Below are 19,123 nucleotides of genomic sequence, written 5' to 3' on the forward strand. Positions count from 1 at the left end.
GTGCATTCGTCGAGTGCACCCGGAGCGGTTGGTCGTCGTGATGAGCTGATATGAAAAACTCAACGCAGATAAAGGAACCAACATGAAATCACCACTGATAGTCGCCTCCGCTGCCGTGCTGTTTGTTGTGGCCGGTGCTGCGCATTCGCAAGGCACGCCGCAAACCTCTCAGCCCGTCCCGCAAGAAAACGCCGCGACACAAGCCAATGACCCGAGCACGGGAATGGAAGCATACGGCGGCACGCCCGACACACGGGTACAAGGCGGTGCAAAAACCGTCAGACCGTGCCGGATGGATCCTCAATGCAACGTTTTTTTCGGAGGGAGCTAACAGGCGCGCGAGGCGAGACGATTTCAAGAGCTAGCGGAATGGGCGTCGCTAACGCAACCCGTTGATGACGAAAGGTGAAGAAATGAAAGTGCAACCCTCGGCCGTAACCGTCGTGCTTTTCCTGCTCACCGCGGCCGGCGCTGCCGACGCTCAGGAAACGCAACCGTCAGACGTCCCTAGCCACTCATCCAGTCAGCAGTCGATGAATTCATCGCAGCGGGCAATGCCGATGGGCGGCGACAGCACGTGGGACTATGGAGCCCAACCGGGCGGACGAAATGGCTACGGCAAAACCCGAGACGGTCAACCGTGCGTGGTGGGGCTGTCGTGCGATATCTATCAGGGTAGTTAGCCCGCCATCTCAAACGGCGTATCCCTCAACCTCTTCCCCGTTAACCTGAACACCGCATTCGCCACTGCCGGAGCCACCGAAGGACTCGACAACTCGCCAACGCCTCCGGGTTTCGACATGTCCCCCTGCACAATCAAAATATCGACCTCCGGCATATCACTCATCCGCATCACGCGATACGTATCGAAGTTCTTCTGCTCCACCTGCCCATGCCGAATATCGATCCGATCCGCCGTCGCATGACCTAACCCCCACATCAACCCGCCATACAGTTGTTCTTCAACCCCACCCGGCGACACAGCCAACCCGCAATCCGCCACACAGGTCAGCTTCTCAACCACCACCGCATCGCCCTTCCTCACAACCCGCGCCACCACCGCGACGTAGCTGCTATACGCCTGATTCGTTGCAACACCCAATGCCGTCCCCGCAGGCAACGTCTTCCCCCACCCCGCCCGCTCCGCCGCCTCGCGCAACACCGCCTTATGCCGCGGGTCCTTCATATACGCAAGCCGGAACTCGATCGGATCGCGCCGCGCGGCATGCGCGGCCTCATCCATGAACGACTCCACCGCGAACACGTTCGGGATATAACTCACCGCGCGATACCAACCGGTCGGCACACCGGTCTCGTGACGTACCCAACCAATATCGACGTGCGGCGCATCGTAAGCGAACTCGTATTTGCTGATCGCTTCGGTGGTGCTGTAGTCCATCCGGTCCGGACGATCGAAATAACCCGGCTCCCATTGTTCCGGCGAAGCGGGCATCACGGCACGCAATTGCAACGTGGTGAGATTGCCATGCGCATCGAATGCGGCTTTCACACGGTGATAACTCGCCGAGTGATAAAAGAGCGCACGCATTTCATCTTCGCGGCTGTTCATCAGTTTGACCGGTTTGCCGACTTTCAATGCAAGCCATGTCACTTCGAACAACCAGTATTTCGATTCACGCGAACCGAAGCTGCCACCCGATACAAGCTCATGCAATACAACGCGCTCAGCAGGAATCCCGCCGATCACCTCGGCGGCTTCCTGCACTGTGGAAGGCACTTGCAAACCACCCCAGTATTCAATACGCCCGTCTTTCGCCCACGCAGTGACATTGATCGGCTCAAGCGCGTTTTGCGCCTTATAGGGCATCGAATACGACGCCTCGATCACGCGCGCACCATGTGGCCATGCCGTCTTCGCGTCACCGGTTTGAATCGTCGGCACAACATGCGCGACAGGATCGTCAAGCCAGGCAGCCTGACGTGCGGCGAGCGTACTGCTGTCGAAGGTTTCCAGCGGACTGTCTTCCCACTCGACCTTCAGCGCCGCCTGGCCTTGATGCGCCGACCAATAATCATCGGCCAACACAGCAACGCCCGCCTGATTGCCGCCAAGAAGGTCGGGGCGGCCAGGAATCTGCAACACCTGCCGCACACCCGGCACGGCTAACGCCGCTTTAGCATCGACGCTCCGCACACGCGCATCGATCACCGGCGCACGCGTGACAACCGCTACCAGCATCCCCGGCAACGACACATCGATGCTGTACGGGGACGCCCCTCTCGCTTTCAGATCGGCACCACGCTTCTTCTGCAGCTTACCGATGTATTTGAACTGCGACGGGTCTTTCAACGCGACGTCTTTCGGTGCGGGCAATTGGGCAGCTACGCTCGCCAACGATCCGTAGTTCGCGCGCTTGCCACTTGCTTTATCGATAACAAAGCCGTTTTCCGTCGAACACGCGGACGGCGTCACGTTCCATTGTTTCGCTGCGGCTTCGATCAACATGGCACGTGCGGTTGCACCTGCGCGCCGCAAGCGATCGTACTCAAGCGAAACGCTGGTACTGCCACCTGTCGAGAACACTTTCCACAGCGGATGAATGTAGTCTCCGTAAAACGGATTCTCCGGCGTGATCACCTCAACGCGAAACGGATCGACGTCGAGTTCCTCGGCGACAACCGCAGCGAGTGCCGTACGCGTCCCGGTGCCCGAGTCGTGCTTATGAACCACCAGTTTGATCGTGTCGTCAGGCAGCACACGCACCCATGCGTTCGGTTCGAACTCGCCTGCTTGCGGTTTAGGGTCGCCGCTTACGTTGGCGTCTTTGGCGAAAGCCTCGGGCAGTTGAAAACCGATCGCGAGGCCCGAAGCCAACAATGCCGAACTCTGTTTGATAAAACGCCGACGCGCCGCGCCGTGTGCGCCGTTCAGCGCTTGCTTGTCATTGCGCATTCAAGCCTCCTCTTTCGCGGAGGTGCACACGGAAGCGCAGATGGACTCGCCCCACGTGACTGACGCGAGCGCCGGATCACCGGAAGCTGCGCGTTTGATCGCCTTGCGAATGCGTGAATAAGTCCCGCAGCGGCAGATGTTGCCCGACATGGCCGTCGCGATGGTTTCATCGTTGACCGTCGGCTTGTCCTTCAGAAACGAGGCCGCCTGCATCAACTGACCCGACTGACAGTAGCCGCACTGCGGCACGTCTTCCGCCACCCACGCGAGTTGCAGCGGATGCCTGCCGTCTTTCGACAGGCCTTCGATCGTCGTGATGCGTTTGCCCGCCACCGCAGCAATCGGCAACAAACAGGAGCGCACGGCCTCGCCTTCCAGATGCACCGTACACGCGCCGCAAAAGCCGCCGCCGCAGCCGAATTTCGTCCCGGTCAATTTGAGCCGGTCGCGCAACACCCACAACAGGGGCATGTCTTCCGGTACATTGTCGAGCGAGTGCCGCGTGTCGTTGACCACGATCTCGATCATGCGCTGTCTCCTGAATGGTGTTGTGCAGCGCGGCGCATGATTCAAAGGGTCCGCGTGCTTGCGGCCATTATTGAAAGCCGTTAAGCACAACGCCAGCGACGATTTCTTCCATCACCGGTAAGTCCGGCTAACACCCATGTTGAAACGCTACCCTTCCATTCAGTCGATGCAGGCCTTTCTGCAAGCGGCACGCGTCGGCAGCTTTTCAAGCGCGGCGCGCCAGCTATCGCTCACGCATAGCGCGATCAGCCAGCAGATCCGCACGCTCGAAGAGTTCGTCGGGCAGCCGTTGTTCGTGCGCGAAAGCGGCCGCGTGGTGCTGACCGATGCGGGCGTGCTGTTTGCGAATCAACTGGCAGATGGCTTCGAACAGATCGATCGCGCGTTGTCGTCGGTGAAAGAGCGCACGGTCAAGCAGTCGATCACGCTCGACGTCGATCCCGAACTCGCGCAGAGCTGGCTGGTCACGCGCTTGCCCGCTTTACTCGATGCGTTGACCGGCACGTCGTTGACGGTACTGTCCACGCCGCGGCATGAACGTAGCGCGTTCGAGCGCATCGATATTGCGTTGCGGTATGGGTATGGAGAATGGGAAGGTTTCGAAAACGCACTGATTTGCGGCGATCGGCTGACTGCCATGGCATCACCCGCGCTTCTTGAAGCGCGCGGGCTGAGCCTGCCGCTCACGCCCGAACAGGTGCTCGATTTGCCCTTGCTCGGCTATACGAAACGCTCGTGGATTCCATGGCTTTCCGCGGCAGGCATGCCCGAGGTCGAACCGGATGCAGTCGCCGTGTTCGACAATGCCGCCGGACTGATTGCAGCGGCCAGCGCAGGCGTGGGCGCGGGTTTAGCGCGCGGCCTGCTCGCCGCGGATGCAAAACGCGAGGGACGTCTGGTCGAACTCACTCAAGTAGAAATTCCGACGCATTACAACCTGTATGCCGTATGGCCGCGCGAGAAAGCGGCCCGTGTTGCGCCCTTGATCGAGGTTATTCGCGAGTTGGTCGCGCAAACGGTCAGCCCATGCTAGCAGCCACTTCGCGCACCGTATCGAGAAACAACGACAACACCGGCGACGGATCCTCAGCACGATAGCGCGCATGCAGCGACACCTCGGGACGCGGCGCAGCCAGCGGCACGAACGCGACACCACCAGTCGTCAATTGCCGTGCCGAAGAAGGCAGCAACGCCACGCCCAGCCCTTCACGCACGAGACACAACAGCGTATGCACCTCGACCACCTCCTGATCGATCTGCGGTGTAAACCCTGCCTCGACACAGCAGTCCTGCAGAAAGCGCGCAAGCTGCGACTGCTGCAAACCGAACGACACAAAGCGCTCCGCCTCCAACTCGCGCAACGCGATCTCATCGCGCGCGGCAAGCGTGTGCCCTAACGGCAGCGCCACCACCGCCGATTCGCGCATCACCACCTCACTACGAATCTCCGGGTCCTCATGCGATACCCGGAAGAAGCACACATCCAAGCGCCGCTCCTTGAGCGCGAGAATCTGCGCGGCGGGTGTCATCTCGTGCAGCGTCCACTGCACTTGCGGATGCTTCTCCGCAAATACCCGCAGCGCGCGCGGAATCGGATCGACCATCGCCGAGCTAATGATGCCGATCTCGAGACTTCCCACTTCGCCACGCCCCGCGCAACGCGTCAGGTCGATCGCGCGTTCGAACTGCGCGAAGATCAGCGGCACCTGCTCTTTAAGTGTTTTCCCTGCATCAGTGAGTTCGACACGGTGTTGCGAACGCGTGAACAACGCGGTGCCCATCTCCTCTTCAAGGATGCGAATCTGCTGACTCAAAGGCGGCTGCGAAATGTGCAGCCGTGCGGCTGCCCGGCCGAAATGCAGTTCGTCGGCAAGTACCGCGAAGTAACGCAACAGCCGAATGTCCATATCGAGAACGTATCAAGATCGTGGTTAAAAAATATTGTACAGAGCGTTTTTATCTTGTGAGACTGCATCGCAAGCAGCAGTGCACATCAGTGTGACACTCGATGCCGGCGAGGGGAAGGCGCACAAAAATGGCGCCTTGCAAAGGGCCGCATGGGCAAGCCTGTCTGGGCTCCGTTCCATCGATGCGCCTGCCCGCGATCCGGCAACTGGATACACCAGTTCCTCTCAAGGAGATCGAGTACATGATCATCGACACCAGCTGTTACCCGACCAATCTGGTCGACCTCGCCTGGCGCCACGACGGCGAGCCGTTTACCGGTGAGCGTCTGATCGCAACGATGGACGGCCCGTACCTCATCAACGGCAAGCCGCGCCGCATCGACAAGGCCTTCATTCAACCGCCGCAAGGCAACACCATTTATACGTGGACCGACGGCAATCGTTCGGGCCGCGAATCGATCGACGATTACATGGCGTACACCGTCGAAATGACGCAAAAGTACCCGGATCGTCTGATCGGTTGCTTTGTGTACAACCCGCGGTGCGGTCCTGAGAACGGTGCCGAAGCGATCGAGTTCTATGCGAAGGAACACGGCTTCAAGATGGTGCAGTTGCAGGCCAATATGCATGCGTACCGTCCCGATCGCGCACTCGACTGGCTGCGTCCTGCATTGCGTAAATGCGCGGATCTCGGTCTGCTCGTGAAGCTGCACACCGGCGACGGGCCGTACAGCATTCCGAGCGAGTGGTATCCGTTGATCCGCGAATTCCCGTCGGTGAATTTCATCATGGCGCACTTTGGCGTGCAGACGGGGGGCGTGTATTGCTTCGAGCCGTATCAAATGGCGCTCGATACGCCGAACGTCTACTGCGAATCGAGCTGGTGCCTGCAATCGCGGATCGTCGAATTCGCGAAGGTGCTGCCGACGCACAAGATTCTCTACGGCTCGGACACGCCGCCGAATGAACCCGGCATGTGGCTGCGCTTGCTCGAAGTGTTGTGCCACGAGCCGCCGCAAGGCCTGAATCTCGACGAAGACACGCTCGAGGATTACCTCGGCAACAACCTCGCCCGCATGATCGGCATCGAACCGAGTGCGCCGCCGAGAAGCGTCGAGGAAGCACAAGCCTATCTGAAACAGCATGCCGGCGCGTCGCAGAAGCACGCCGCTCAGGCATCGCAAGCAGCCTACGCAGGAGCCCGCTGATGATCATCGATACCCATCTGCACCCGACCAACCTCGTCGACGAAGCGTGGCGCCATACCGGCGAGCCGTTCACCGGCGAACGTCTGCTGAAGATGATGGACGGTCCGTACATCATCAACGGCAAGCCGCGCCGTATCGACATGGGCTTCATCCAGCCGCCGCCTGGCAACACAGGCTATCGCGACGGCAATCGCCGCGGCCGTGAAGGCATTCGCGACTACATGGCGTATATCGCCGAGCTGACGCAGAAGTACCCGGATCGCTTTATCGGCAACTTCACGTACAACCCGCGTTGGGGTCCGGAGAACGGCGCAGCCGAACTCGAATTCCACGTGAAAGAGTACGGTTTCAAGATGCTCAAGCTGCACGCGAACATGCACGGCTATCGCCCGGATCGCGCGCTCGACTGGCTGCGTCCGGCGATGAAGAAGTGCGCGGAGCTCGGCGTGGTGGTCCTGATTCACACCGGCGACGGACCGTACACGATTCCGACGCAGTTCTATCCGATCATCCGCGAATTCCCGATGGTGAATTTCATCATCGGTCACTTCGGGATTCAAACGGGCGGCAACTACTCGTTCGAATCGTTCTGGATGGCGATGGATACGCCAAACGTGTATTGCGAATCGGGTTGGTGCTATCAATCGCGCATCGTCGAATTCGCTCGTGAGCTGCCGCGCAACAAGATCGTGTTCGGTACTGATTCGCCACCGAACGAACCGGGCATGTGGCTGCGCGAACTCGAAATGCTATGCGGTCCCGCGCCGCAGGGCATGGATCTGGATGAGGACGGTCTCGAAGACTATATGGGCAACAACATCGCCCGTCTAGTGGGCATCGAACCGACCAAGCCGCCGAAGGATCTGGCCGAGGCTGAGAAGCGTTTGAAGGCGACCTACGTGAATGACGTAACGCAGCCTGCTTAACGCGTTTAGCGCTTGCTGATGGGTAGGTGCGGCCAAGGGTTGGCGCCGCGCCTGCCTCGCCCGACAGTCCGCTTTCGTTATCGCTTTCGACGGAGTTCACTATGGCGGATAACCTCTTCCGCGCCACGCAGGATTTTCATCGCTTTGCTCTGGCGTACCGCGAGCAGTTTCCCGATGATGTGTTGACCATCAAGCAGCCGGTGTCTGCGGATCAGGACGTCACTGCTATCGTGGCTGAACTGGCCGCACGCGGACGGCATGACATGTTGATCTGCGAAAAGGTCGACGGCATTGCGACACCGCTGGTCACCAATTTCTTTGCTTCACGGACACGCATTGGGCGTTTGTTCGACGTTGATGCGTCAGGCTTATTCGACGCTTACCAACAGCGTGCCAACGCACCTATCGCGCCGGTTTTCGTTCCGACCGGTCCGGTTCTCGATCAGGTTATCGAAGGCGACGCTGTCGATCTCGCGCATCTGCCGATGATCCGCCACTTCGATACCGATCGCGGTCCGTACATCACCAACGCGGTGATCGTTGCCGAAGATCCGGTGACGGGCGTCGCGAATCTCAGCTATCACCGTTCGATGCGGCATGCGCGCAATGCGCTCGCCACCAGCCTGCATTCTCGCGGCCACCTCTGGCGCATGCTGCAAACCGCGCAAGCGCGCGGCGACACATTGAAAGTCGCGATGGTGATCGGTGCGCATCCATTGTTCATGCTGGCCGCTGCGGCGCGCGTGCCCTTCGGTACCGATGAGCGAGCGATTGCAGGCGGATTGTTTGGCGCGCCGCTGGAACTGGCGCGTACGCCGCGATACGGAATCGGCGTTCCCGCTTCCGCCGAGTTTGTTCTGGAAGGCACGATCGATCCGGACGCTCACGCAGAAGAAGGCCCGTTCGGCGAATTCACCGGCTATTCGTCGGATCGCTCGACCAACAATGTGCTGCGCGTCGACACGATGATGCGGCGTAACGATGCATGGCTCGTCGATGTCGTCGGCGGCCCGTACGCCGAGCATCTGACGCTGGCCCGCTTGCCGCGCGAAGCGGAGATGAGCGAGAAGCTGAAGGCGCGCTTTCCTTCCGTCACCGCGCTGCACTATCCGAACTCGGGCACGCACTTTCACTGCTACGTCGCGCTGAATCAGACACGCGACGGCGAAGCGCGCCAGATCATGCTCGCACTGCTCGGCTGGGACCCGTATCTGAAGAACGTGGTGGCGGTGGATAGCGATATCGACATCACCAACGATTCGCAAGTGCTGTGGGCCATCGCCACGCATTTCCAGCCGCATCAGGACGTGTTCATCGTCGATGGCTTGCCGGGTAGTCCGCTCGATCCGTCATCGTCCGCGGCGGGCACCACCTCGCGCATGGGTATCGATGCGACACGCGGGTCTCACTTCGACGGCATCCGCGCGAAGATCAGCGAGCGCGCTGCGCAACAAGCGGTTGAGATTCTTGCTCGCGCCGTAATCGGAGCAGAGCAATGACCCCGCGGCGACTGGTAGTCGGCATCAGCGGCGCGTCCGGTTTCACGTACGGCGTGCGCCTGCTGCAACTGCTGCGCGATCTCGACATCGAAACGCATCTGACCGTCTCGCGCAGCGCCCTGCTAACGATGACGTACGAAACCGATTACAAGTTCGCCGAAGTCAGCGCCCTCGCCCGCTTCACCTATCGTTGCGACGATATGGCCGCGGCCATTTCCAGCGGCTCGTTCCGCTCGCTAGGCATGATCGTCGCACCCTGTTCGATGAAGACGCTTGCCGAAATTGCCAGCGGCATGTCGTCGAGCCTGATCTCGCGCGCCGCCGACGTCACGTTGAAAGAGCGCCGCCCTTTGGTGCTGCTGGCGCGTGAAACCCCCTACACGCTGGCGCATCTGCGCAACATGATCGCCGTCACCGAAATGGGCGCCATCGTCGCACCACCGGTACCGGCGTTCTATGCGCGCCCTGCTTCACTCGATCAGATGATCGACCACACGCTAGGCCGCGTGCTCGATCTGTTCGGTCTCGAAGCGGGCACTGTCAAACGCTGGCGCGATGGCGAGGCAGAAGCCGCGTTGCAAGAAGCGGCATACGCACCGCATACCGCCTGATAGCCGAACCGCACCAACCGCAGCACGAACGAAGAAACGGAGACGAGCCATGAATCACATTCACACCACTCACAATGAAATCGAGAAAATTCCCGTCACGGTGCTGACCGGCTTTCTCGGCGCCGGCAAAACGACGCTGCTCAACTACATCCTGCGCGAGAAGCACGGCCGCAAGATCGCGGTGATCGAAAACGAGTTCGGCGAAATCGGTATCGACGGTGGTCTCGTGCTCGAATCGACCGAAGAGATCTACGAGATGACGAACGGTTGCGTGTGCTGCGTCGGCGCGGTGCGTGAAGACCTCGTGCGCATCGTACGGATGCTGGTGGAAAGGCCTGACCGGCTCGATCACATCATCGTCGAAACGAGTGGACTCGCTGATCCGTATCCGGTCGCACAGACTTTCTTCCTTGATGACCCGATCGCGAAGCAGGTGACGCTGGATGCGGTCGTCACGATGGTGGATGCGAAGCATATCGCCGCGCACCTGGACGATCTGGTGCTCGACGGCAGCGACAACCAGGCGGTCGATCAGATCGTCTGCGCGGACCGTATCGTGATCAACAAGGTCGATCTGGTGACGGCAGAAGATATCGCTTCACTGACGCAGCGTATTCGCGGGTTGAACGCCACGGCAGAGATCGTCGAATCGAGCTACGCCCAGATTGATCTCGACAAGATTCTCGGCGTCGGTGCGAACGAGTTTTCGCAGATTCTCGTGGAAACGGATGGCTTGCATGAAGAAGCGCACGAACACGAGGATCACCACGACGCGCACGAAGCCCATCATGAACATGAACATGCCCATCACGACGACGACCACGCCGACCACCAGCACGACGAAAGCGTGTCCTCGGTGGGCATCGAAGTCGATGCGGACATCGATCTTGACGCGCTGCAAGTCTGGCTCACAGAACTGCGCCAGTCCGACGCCACCAACCTGTTCCGAATGAAAGGCATTCTCGCTTTGCAGGGCCAATCGCACCGCTATGTGCTGCAAGGCGTGCACAACGTGATCGAACTTCGCGCGGCGCAGGTGTGGGGCACTGAACCGCGCTCGTGCCGCATTGTATTCATCGGACGCGATCTCGATCGCGCCGCGCTGACCGACCGCTTCCATGCCTGTCTTGCCGTGCCAATTGCGGCCTGACGGGAGACTTGGCCGGCACGCGACGTGATGCTGCACGGCAAAGCCGTGTGGTGCGTTCCGGCCAGAAACCGAAAATCGCTGCGCTGAGACTGGAGTAAACGCCTAGGCACCCACTCCGGCCGGCAGCTTTGCGTGACAAAGGAGACACGTCATGAACACCGCCATACATCCCGTCGATCGGATTCTGCCGAAGCGCCAGATGATCACGCTCGGCTTGCAGCACATGCTAGTGGCTTATATCGGCGCGATCGCAGTCCCGTTGATCGTCGCGTCGGCACTGAAGATGTCGCCGGCCGACACGACCGTGCTCATCAGCACCGCTCTGTTTTGCTCAGGCATCTCGACGATCCTGCAGACCGTCGGCGTCTGGAAATTCGGCGTGAGGCTGCCGATTCTGCAAGGCGTCGCGTTCAGCAGCGTCGGGCCGGTCATTGCGATTGGTTTGAGTCCGGGCGTCGGTTTCGCAGGCGTGTGTGGCGCGGTGATTGGCGCGGGTCTCTTCACGATGTTTGCCGCGCCCTTGGTCGGACGCTTACGAAGATTCTTCCCACCTGTGGTGACCGGCTGCATCGTCACGGTAATTGGTTTGCAACTGTTCCCCGTTGCGTATCAATGGGCCGGTGGTGGTGAGGCCGCGCAGCAGCAGTTCGGTGCACTGCCCTTCCTGAGCGTCACGCTGTTCGTCGCGCTGGTGATTCTCGCGATCAACCGCTTTGCCGGTCCGTTCCTGCGCAATCTCTCGGTGCTGATCGGATTGATCGCAGGCGGCATTCTGGCGTGCTCGCTCGGCATGGGCAATTTCACCAGCGTGAGCGCCGCGCCGTGGTTCACGCTGCCGATGCCGTTCCACTTCGGCACGCCCGTGTTCTCGCTGGTGCCGGTGCTGACGATGATCGTCGTGATGGTGGTGCAGATGGTCGAATCGATGGGGCTGTTCGTCGCCATCGGTGACATCGTCGGCAAAGACGTGAGCGAGGAAGACGTGGTGCGCGGCATGCGTGCGAATGGTCTCGCCAGCGCGATCGCCGGCATGTTCGCGGCGTTCCCCTTCATCGCCTTCATGGAAAACGTCGGCCTCGTGATCCTGACCGGCGTGCGCAGCCGCTGGGTGGTGGCGATCAGCGGCGTGCTGATGTGCGTGGTGGCGCTGGTGCCGAAGATCGGCGCGGTGGTCGCATCGACACCCGCAGCGGCGCTGGGTGGCGCAGGCATCGCAATGTTCGGCGTGGTGGTGGCAGCCGGCGTGCAGACCCTGGCGAAGGTGGACTTCGAGCGCAATCGCTACAACGTGTTGATCGTCGGCTTTACGATCGCCACTGCGTTGATTCCGGTGATGGCGCCACAAGTCTTCAAACACATGCCCGACTGGACGCAGCCCTTCCTGCATAGCGGTGTGGTGCTGGCGTGTCTGGTGTCGGTCGTGCTGAACGCGGTGTTGAACGGCGCGCACGAAGAAGAAAAAATCGTCGAGACGCACAGCAATCTGGTGCGCGAATCCTAGTACGCGAATTGGCGACCGAGACAGCAGGACGAGCGCGGCCGTTGTTCCTCCATGGACCGGTGGCCGCTTCGAAGTATCTGAAAGGACATTGAATCGTGAGCATGCAAACTGAAGCGTTGCTGATCAAGAACCCTGTCGCGGTGATGAGCGGCCGAAGCGGCGATAACGCCCGCCTGGGCCAAGTCGATCTGCGCATTCGCAACGGCCGTATAGAAGCCATCGCGCCCAACCTCGAACCGCGTGCTGACGAGCGGGTGATCGACGCGCGTTCATGCGTCGTTTATCCGGGCTGGGTGAACACGCACCATCATCTGTTTCAGAACCTGCTGAAGGCGGTGCCGTCCGGCATCAACGCCGATTTGCAGGAATGGCTGGCCGCCGTGCCGTATCCGCGTCTCCCACGCTTTACGCCGGACCTGGCGCGTGTCGCTGCACGTCTGGGTCTTGCCGAACTGCTGTTGTCCGGCGTGACGACCTGTGCCGATCATCACTACCTCTATCACGCGGACGGCACCACTGAAACCGGCGATCTGCTTTTCGACGAGGCAGCGTCGTTCGGCATGCGCTTTGTGCTGTGCCGTGGCGGCGCATTGCAGGCGGCGGGTGATCATCCGGGTTTTTCCAAAGTGGCGTTGAAACCCGAGACGCTCGATCAGATGCTTGCCGACGTGGAGCGCTTGAAGTCGCGCTATCACGATTCGGGGGCAGCTTCCATGCGTCGCGTGGTGGTTGCACCGACTACGCCGACATTTTCACTGCCGCCAGAACTGCTGCCTGAAGTCGCTCGCGCGGCGCGGCGCATGGGTCTGAGGCTGCACACGCATCTTTCCGAAACGACCCGTTACGTCGATTTCTGCAAAGAGCGCTTCAACAAACTGCCGGTCGAGTTCGTCGCCGATCACGAGTGGCTCGGGCCGGACGTCTGGTTCGCTCACCTCGTGCATTTACAGCCGAGCGAGATCACGATGCTTGCGGAAACCGGCAGCGGCTGCTCGCACTGTCCGGTGAGCAATGCACGTCTCGGCAGCGGCATTGCGCCGGCACCGCAGATGGCGGCGGCGGGCGTGCCGATGTCGCTGGCCGTAGACGGCGTCGCCTCGAACGAGTCCGGCAGCATGACCAACGAAGCGCACTTCGCGTGGTTGGTGCATCGGGCGGCGCAAGGCGCGTCGGCGACCACCGTCGAAGAGACGATTCATTGGGGCAGCGCGGGCGGCGCAGGTGTGCTCGGCCTCGATGCGGTCGGCACGCTCGAAGTCGGCAAGGCAGCGGATTTCGTGCTTTATGACGTCAGCGATCTGCGCTTCAACGGCTTCCATGACGTGGCAGTGGCGCCAGTGACGGCGGGTGAGCCGGCTCGGGTTCGCTACAACGTAGTGAATGGTCGGGTCGTGGTGGACAACGGTGTGATTCCGGGCCTCGATCTCGAGCAGCTTCGCTATGAAGCCGCTGAGGGCGTGAAGCTGTTGCTCGCCGACTAACCCCATCGAAGCACTCAAGCACCCAAGGGCCACACCACGATGCAACACAGGAGAATCCGGCTCGGCATCCTCACGCCGTCGTCGAACACGGCGTTGGAGCCGATTACTGCTGCCATGCTCAGCGAACTGCCGCACGTCAGCGCACACTTTGCGCGCTTCACGGTCACGGAGATCGCGTTGTCGGAGCAGGCACTCGGCCAGTTCGACGCGAGCCTGATTCTCGCAGCGGCGTGTCAGTTGGCCGATGCACGTGTCGACGTGATCGGCTGGAGCGGCACGTCGGCCGGTTGGCTCGGCTTTGAGCGCGACCAGGCGTTGTGCCGCCAGATCACCGAGGCGACCGGCATTCCCGCAACGACCTCGGTACTGGCGCTCAACGAGATTTTCGCCAAGACAGACGTGCGGCGGTTCGGTTTGGTGTCGCCGTATATCGACGAGGTTCAGCAGAGGATCGTGCGCAACTACGAGGAGCTCGGCATCGAATGCGTCTCCGAACGGCACCTCGGCTTGCAGGACAATTTCAGTTTTGCCGAAGTGCCGGATACGCAACTGGCGGTCATGATGCGTGAGGCCGCGTTTGCAAGGCCGGATGCGGTGACAACGTTCTGCACGAATCTGCACGCGGCGCATCTGGTGCGGGCGTTTGAGATGGCGACGGATATTCCCGCGTATGACACGGTGGCCACCGTCGTTTGGAAATCTTTGAGAATGTTGGGCGTGGACACCAGGCCGCTTGGGAGTTGGGGCAGATTGTTTGAGGAAGTGAATTGAGCGCGGCCGCAGAAAGTCTAGTGAGCAGATTCGATGATTCTGGTTTGCAATGACATTGAACGGTTGAGCGTGAACGATAACTTAAAGGCGCAGGTCCGTGCGCCTTTAAGCTGACCATGTTTCATTGCTTCATCTTCGTTGCAGGCGGCAACGCACATAGCCGCAAATGCTCGACGCCCTCGGCGAACTCAAGCGTCGACTGCTGCCCGTCGCGCATACGAATACTGATCGTCCGGTCGCGCTCATCGCGCGAACCGACTGCGACGAAAATCGGCACCTGCTTCTCCCTTGCGTCGACGATCTTCTTCTCCAAGCGCTCCGGTCGGCCGTCGAGCAGCGCTCTGATGCCGGCGTCGTCAAGCGCCTGCATCACTTCTTGCGCGTAGGCCGCGTTCGCGTCGCTGATCGTCGCGACCACGACCTGTTCCGGCGCGAGCCACATCGGCAACCATCCTTCATGATGTTCGAGCAGCATCGCGATGAAGCGCTCCATGCTACCGAGCACCGCATGATGAATCATCACCGGCCGCTCACGTTCGTTGCGCTCGTTGACGAACTCCGCGTCAAGCCGATCGGGCAGTACGAAATCGAGCTGGATCGTGCCGCATTGCCAGCTACGTTCACGGCTGTCCGTTAGATGAAACTCCAGTTTCGGCCCGTAAAAAGCGCCCTCTCCTTCGAGTATGTCGAATTCAAGGCCTGCTGCACGCGCGGCATTGGCCAGCGCCTCCTCCGCGCGATCCCACGTTTGATCGTCGCCCGCGCGCATCGCAGGCCGCGTGGCGAGCGCTACCTTGAAGTCAGGGAAACCGAGGTCCGCATAGACAGCACGCAACAGAGAACAGAAGCGACCCACTTCGGCTTCGATATGCGCCTCCGTGCAGAACACATGCGCATCGTCCTGCACGAAAGCACGCGTACGTTTGAGCCCTTCAAGCGATCCTGAAGGTTCGTCACGATGACACGCGCCGAACTCGCTATAACGAACCGGCAGCTCGCGATACGACCGCACACGCTGGTTAAACACCTGTACGTGACACGGACAACTCATCGGCTTCAAACACAGCGTGCGTCCTTCTTCCGCGTCGGCCAACGAATACATCGCCGCGCCGAACTTCTCCCAATGGCCGCTTTTCTCCCACAACGAGCGCGCCAGCAGTTGCGGTGTACGGATCTCGCGAAAGCCCGCGCGCCGCATGCGGGCACGAATGTAGTCTTCCAGCACGCGGTACAACTCCCAGCCGCGTGGGTGCCAGAACACCATGCCGGCGCCTTCTTCCTGTTGATGAAAGAGGTCGAGTTTGTTGCCCAGTACACGATGGTCGATGTCGTTCACGATGACACTCCGTTTGATTTGATCTTGCAGATACTGAGGATCGATGCCGCAAACGGAGGTCCAGAAACGCCAAAGGCCCCGTCCGTTTCCGGCGGGGCCTTTGGTGGTCTGCCACAGCTTCCTGCTTCTAGCGTGCGCGACCTCCAGACGACCCGCCTGTGAAGGTGGTCGTCGTGGTGGTGACGGCAGCGAAGGGAATCGAATGGAAGTCCATGGATCGACAGTAAACGATTTTGTGGCGACGCGTCAATCGCAATCTGGATAAGCGATACGATGGATGTTTGATCCTGAGCCGCGCATCTTCGCTAAACTTCGACCCATCATCCAACCGATCGAGCACCTCACCTTGACCATCCACATCCGCCCCGCCCACGCAGCCGACGCCGCCCTGATTCTCCGCTTCATCACCGAACTCGCGGTGTATGAGAAAGCTGAGCACGAAGTTGTCGCGACCGTTGAAGACATCGAAACGAGCCTTTTCTCCGGTACATCCACTGCGAAGGCTTTGATCTGCGAAATGAACGGCCAGCCGATCGGCTTTTGCGTTTACTTCTTCTCCTATTCGACATGGCTCGGCAAACAGGGGCTCTATCTGGAAGACCTGTACATATCGCCGACATCGCGTGGCAGTGGCGCGGGCAAACAAATGCTTCGCCATCTTGCGCAAATTGCCTGCGAAACAGGCTGTGGGCGATTCGAATGGAGTGTGCTCGACTGGAACGAACCCGCGATCGGCTTCTATAAATCGATCGGCGCGAGCGCGCAAAGCGAATGGGTTCGCTATCGGCTGGCGGGCGAGGCCCTTACGGCGTTCGCCGATGGCAATTCGTGAGACACGCTTGCCCCCGGACAGAAACGTAGCCGCTAGCCGATTAATCCCCCGCGCTGCTCGCCACCGGCGCGACTTCAAACGCATCGCCCGTGGCGAAGAACGTCCCGCCCGCCACGTAATGGCATGTGCGCAGATCCGGATCATCGCCAAAGTGCCAGCGGTTGTTCGAATACACGCGGCTGTCCGCGTACGCGGCGACCACTTCGCCAATGATCAGATCGTGCCGTTGGCTATCGTCCGGAATCACCTTGCATTCCATCCACGTGATGCAGCCCGCCAGCATCGGCACATCGATTTCTTGCGCGGGAAAAGTCTCAAGGTTGAAGGCTGAAAACTTGTCGAGTTCAGCGCCTGCGTTCGTTCCTACTGCCAATGTCTGTGCGGCAAATCCCCGGCTCGGCAGTTGCAGCCCGAACACGCCGCTCGCTTCGATCAGTTGTCGCGTGAGCGTGCGGCTGTCCACCACGACGACAACCTTCGGCGGGGTGAAATCGAGCGGCATCGCCCACGATGCCGCCATCACATTCGAGCGGCCGCCGTGCGCGCTGGTGATGATCGTGACAGGTCCATGATTCAGTAACTGCGTGGCCCGCGACAATGCGACGGGTTCCCGGGTGACTTTCATACGTGCTCTTCCGCGTCAAATGGATCAGGCAGATTGTAGCGGGGACGCGTAAAACGGGTGCAGCGTGTCGCATGAAACGGAAAGTGAAAACTGCGCCGGGTCGGTGAGAAACTGCTGATGCAGTTTCTTCCTCGACTAGCCGCTGTGACATCAGAATAAGACGGCCCCAGCCAAGGAATGCAATCAAGTCTCCTGCTGAATCGATGCGACAACATCACCTGCACAGACGACAGCGTTCCTTCCACTTCTTTTGGCCGCGTACAGCGCCATATCAGCTGAATTAGTCAATTCATCCAGCGACAAGGGACGTGAGCGTCGACCGGTCGCGCATCCAATACTCACTGTGAAGGGCGAAATTTTCGCAGAAGCCACAGCCTGTCGCCCATGCTCGACTTCACGACGTATTGCTTCAGCAATCTGAACCGCGCCCGCTTCATCCGTGTCGGGTAACACCACAACAAATTCTTCTCCACCATATCGTGCCGCGACATCGCCACGACGACGCGCGTGACGATTGATACACTCCGCGAGATGTTGTAGTGCCATATCGCCCTGAGCATGGCCGTGGCTGTCATTGTATTTCTTGAAGTTATCCGCATCGACGAACAGCAGCGACAGGTAACCATCATGGCGCTGAAGTCTGCCCCACTCATTTTCGAGCACCTCGTCGAGGGCACGGCGGTTCTTGAGCCCTGTCAACGCGTCGGTTTGCGTCAGCTCTGTAAGCAGCACCTGAGTCTTTACCTGGTCCCGCAGTGCGAACGCAAGCAACCAGACCGCTGCACAGAACGCGAAGCTAACGGACGATGCGGAAATCCCGACTATCCATGACAACTGCTTCCAGGAAGCCAGAACATCGCTTTCCGCCGGCGCGACGACGGCGATGAGTGGCGTGCCGGGAATGCGCTGGAATGTATATAGACGAAGTACGCCGTCCGAGATCGATCGAGCAGCATAGAACCCGGAATCATGGTTCACCATCCGCGGAAACACTGGAGATGTACCCACATTGACCTGCCCAGCCCGGCTGCTTGGGGGATTTCTGGCCACCAGCGTGCCGTCCGTCCGTACGATCGCAGTGATACCCTTTGGCCCCACGTCCAGTTTTGTAAGGAGTTGCCTGAAATACTCGACGTCAATAGCGACAATCGCTACCCCACCGAATGACCCGTCGGGCCGGTTCATCCTTCTCGAGATCGCGATTGACTGCGCGCCTGGCCGCGACCGCGCCCGGTAGACTGATGACACATAGAGTCCGACATTCGCCGACTGGCGATGAACTATGAAATAGTCCCGATCGCTGAAATCCCATGTATGGGAGCTGGAACAGCAGCCGTCGACAACACGACCTTGATCGTCCGTGACTCCCATCCCGGTGACGTACATGGCCGCGGTGCGGTCAAACAGCAATTCGTGACGCAGGTCAGGATCCATGCTTTGGACCACAGGCTTGTCCAGCGCCGAAATCAAGGCGAGAAGCGAGTTATTTGACGTTTCAATCGTCCTCGCGATATTGCTGACCAAAACGGCAGTGACGTTTCTGGACGTTTCATGGGCATGTTCGACGGCGGCCTCACGGGAGGCCAGAAGCGTGATCAGACTGATCGCCAACACGCCCAATGACATCAGACTACCGAGCATGCCGACGATCAAAGGATGGCGGCCGGCGAGAACAGCCAGTTTTCCGGTAGTCATTGAAAGAGACACGGTAATGCTCTAATGGGTGCACCCGGTCCTCACAACGTTGTCCCGCAGGCGCGCCGTAGAGTCGGGTTGGGGTAAACGGATTCAGCGGCGAAGGATTGCCAAGGTTTCGCGGATAGCCGATGACCCG

General features: G+C 60.1%; 18 protein-coding genes. 12 read left to right on the forward strand and 6 right to left on the reverse strand.

All coding sequences use genetic code 11. The features are described 5' to 3' along the window. The first annotated feature begins 82 nt into the window (after nt 1-82). Together M0D68_RS03455 and M0D68_RS03460 are read left to right on the forward strand one after the other, a co-directional pair. Nucleotides 83-331, forward strand: a complete 249-nt coding sequence (locus tag M0D68_RS03455) for a hypothetical protein (RefSeq protein WP_266223783.1) — start codon at nt 83-85, stop codon at nt 329-331. 82 nt (nt 332-413) lie between these two features. Continuing rightward, a complete protein-coding gene (locus M0D68_RS03460; RefSeq protein ID WP_256457155.1) occupies nt 414-683 on the forward strand; it encodes a hypothetical protein in 270 nt (89 codons plus the stop codon). Here M0D68_RS03460 and M0D68_RS03465 read toward each other — a convergent pair. Together M0D68_RS03465 and M0D68_RS03470 are read right to left on the reverse strand one after the other, a co-directional pair. After that, a complete protein-coding gene (locus tag M0D68_RS03465; protein WP_266223784.1) occupies nt 680-2,914 on the reverse strand; it encodes a xanthine dehydrogenase family protein molybdopterin-binding subunit in 2,235 nt (744 codons plus the stop codon). The genes M0D68_RS03460 and M0D68_RS03465 overlap by 4 nt on opposite strands. Continuing rightward, entirely contained in the window at nt 2,915-3,442 is a 528-nt protein-coding gene (locus M0D68_RS03470; protein ID WP_211707629.1) for a (2Fe-2S)-binding protein, read from the reverse strand. A 136-nt stretch (nt 3,443-3,578) separates the two neighbouring features. Between M0D68_RS03470 and M0D68_RS03475 the strand changes: the two genes are divergently transcribed. Next, complete coding sequence (locus tag M0D68_RS03475; protein ID WP_200576295.1) at nt 3,579-4,475, forward strand: LysR substrate-binding domain-containing protein; 897 nt, start codon at nt 3,579-3,581, stop codon at nt 4,473-4,475. Here the strand turns inward: M0D68_RS03475 and M0D68_RS03480 are convergent. Further along, the gene (locus M0D68_RS03480; protein WP_211699969.1) at nt 4,462-5,349 is read right to left on the reverse strand and encodes a LysR substrate-binding domain-containing protein; all 888 of its coding nucleotides are present in this window, start codon (nt 5,347-5,349) and stop codon (nt 4,462-4,464) included. The genes M0D68_RS03475 and M0D68_RS03480 overlap by 14 nt on opposite strands. Nucleotides 5,350-5,591: 242 nt before the next feature. Here M0D68_RS03480 and M0D68_RS03485 point away from each other — a divergent pair, with 242 nt between their 5' ends. The 8 genes from M0D68_RS03485 (at nt 5,592) to M0D68_RS03520 (ending at nt 14,496) form a co-directional block, all read left to right on the forward strand. Further along, the gene (locus M0D68_RS03485; protein ID WP_093634183.1) at nt 5,592-6,557 is read left to right on the forward strand and encodes an amidohydrolase family protein; all 966 of its coding nucleotides are present in this window, start codon (nt 5,592-5,594) and stop codon (nt 6,555-6,557) included. Next, the gene (locus M0D68_RS03490; RefSeq protein ID WP_074289307.1) at nt 6,557-7,483 is read left to right on the forward strand and encodes an amidohydrolase family protein; all 927 of its coding nucleotides are present in this window, start codon (nt 6,557-6,559) and stop codon (nt 7,481-7,483) included. Before M0D68_RS03485 ends, M0D68_RS03490 begins: the two co-directional genes overlap by 1 nt. Before the next feature lie 101 nt (nt 7,484-7,584). Further along, on the forward strand, nt 7,585-8,982 hold the full coding sequence (locus tag M0D68_RS03495) for a UbiD family decarboxylase (RefSeq protein WP_266223785.1): 1,398 nt from the start codon (nt 7,585-7,587) through the stop codon (nt 8,980-8,982). Continuing rightward, complete coding sequence (locus M0D68_RS03500; RefSeq protein ID WP_266223786.1) at nt 8,979-9,593, forward strand: UbiX family flavin prenyltransferase; 615 nt, start codon at nt 8,979-8,981, stop codon at nt 9,591-9,593. The genes M0D68_RS03495 and M0D68_RS03500 overlap by 4 nt, the downstream gene beginning before the upstream one ends. Before the next feature lie 49 nt (nt 9,594-9,642). Continuing rightward, nucleotides 9,643-10,743 carry a GTP-binding protein gene (locus tag M0D68_RS03505; protein ID WP_200652388.1) on the forward strand — a complete coding sequence of 367 codons (1,101 nt, stop codon included), beginning with the start codon at nt 9,643-9,645 and terminating at the stop codon, nt 10,741-10,743. 151 nt (nt 10,744-10,894) lie between these two features. Beyond that, a complete protein-coding gene (locus M0D68_RS03510) occupies nt 10,895-12,244 on the forward strand; it encodes a nucleobase:cation symporter-2 family protein (protein WP_266223787.1) in 1,350 nt (449 codons plus the stop codon). Nucleotides 12,245-12,339: 95 nt separating this feature from the next. Next, on the forward strand, nt 12,340-13,725 hold the full coding sequence (locus M0D68_RS03515) for an amidohydrolase family protein (RefSeq protein WP_266223788.1): 1,386 nt from the start codon (nt 12,340-12,342) through the stop codon (nt 13,723-13,725). A gap of 39 nt (nt 13,726-13,764) precedes the next feature. Then, nucleotides 13,765-14,496 (forward strand): Asp/Glu/hydantoin racemase, encoded by a 732-nt coding sequence (locus M0D68_RS03520; RefSeq protein WP_266223789.1) that lies wholly within the window; start codon nt 13,765-13,767, stop codon nt 14,494-14,496. A 121-nt stretch (nt 14,497-14,617) separates the two neighbouring features. On the opposite strand, the gene thrS is transcribed toward M0D68_RS03520, so the two are convergent. Next, the gene (gene thrS / locus M0D68_RS03525) at nt 14,618-15,832 is read right to left on the reverse strand and encodes a threonine--tRNA ligase (protein ID WP_266223790.1); all 1,215 of its coding nucleotides are present in this window, start codon (nt 15,830-15,832) and stop codon (nt 14,618-14,620) included. 346 nt (nt 15,833-16,178) lie between these two features. Between thrS and M0D68_RS03530 the strand changes: the two genes are divergently transcribed. Beyond that, nucleotides 16,179-16,664: a GNAT family N-acetyltransferase gene (locus M0D68_RS03530; RefSeq protein ID WP_266223791.1), complete on the forward strand. Its 486-nt coding sequence runs from the start codon at nt 16,179-16,181 to the stop codon at nt 16,662-16,664. Nucleotides 16,665-16,704: 40 nt separating this feature from the next. Here the strand turns inward: M0D68_RS03530 and M0D68_RS03535 are convergent, their stop codons facing one another. Together M0D68_RS03535 and M0D68_RS03540 are read right to left on the reverse strand one after the other, a co-directional pair. Then, nucleotides 16,705-17,289, reverse strand: coding sequence for a flavin reductase family protein (locus M0D68_RS03535; protein WP_200652393.1), 585 nt, complete (start codon nt 17,287-17,289; stop codon nt 16,705-16,707). 183 nt (nt 17,290-17,472) lie between these two features. Continuing rightward, nucleotides 17,473-18,984 (reverse strand): sensor domain-containing diguanylate cyclase, encoded by a 1,512-nt coding sequence (locus M0D68_RS03540; protein WP_266223792.1) that lies wholly within the window; start codon nt 18,982-18,984, stop codon nt 17,473-17,475. Nucleotides 18,985-19,123: the final 139 nt, after the last annotated feature.

The sequence above is a fragment of the Paraburkholderia sp. SEWSISQ10-3 4 genome, from assembly GCF_030464785.1.
GTDB lineage: Bacteria > Pseudomonadota > Gammaproteobacteria > Burkholderiales > Burkholderiaceae > Paraburkholderia > Paraburkholderia aspalathi.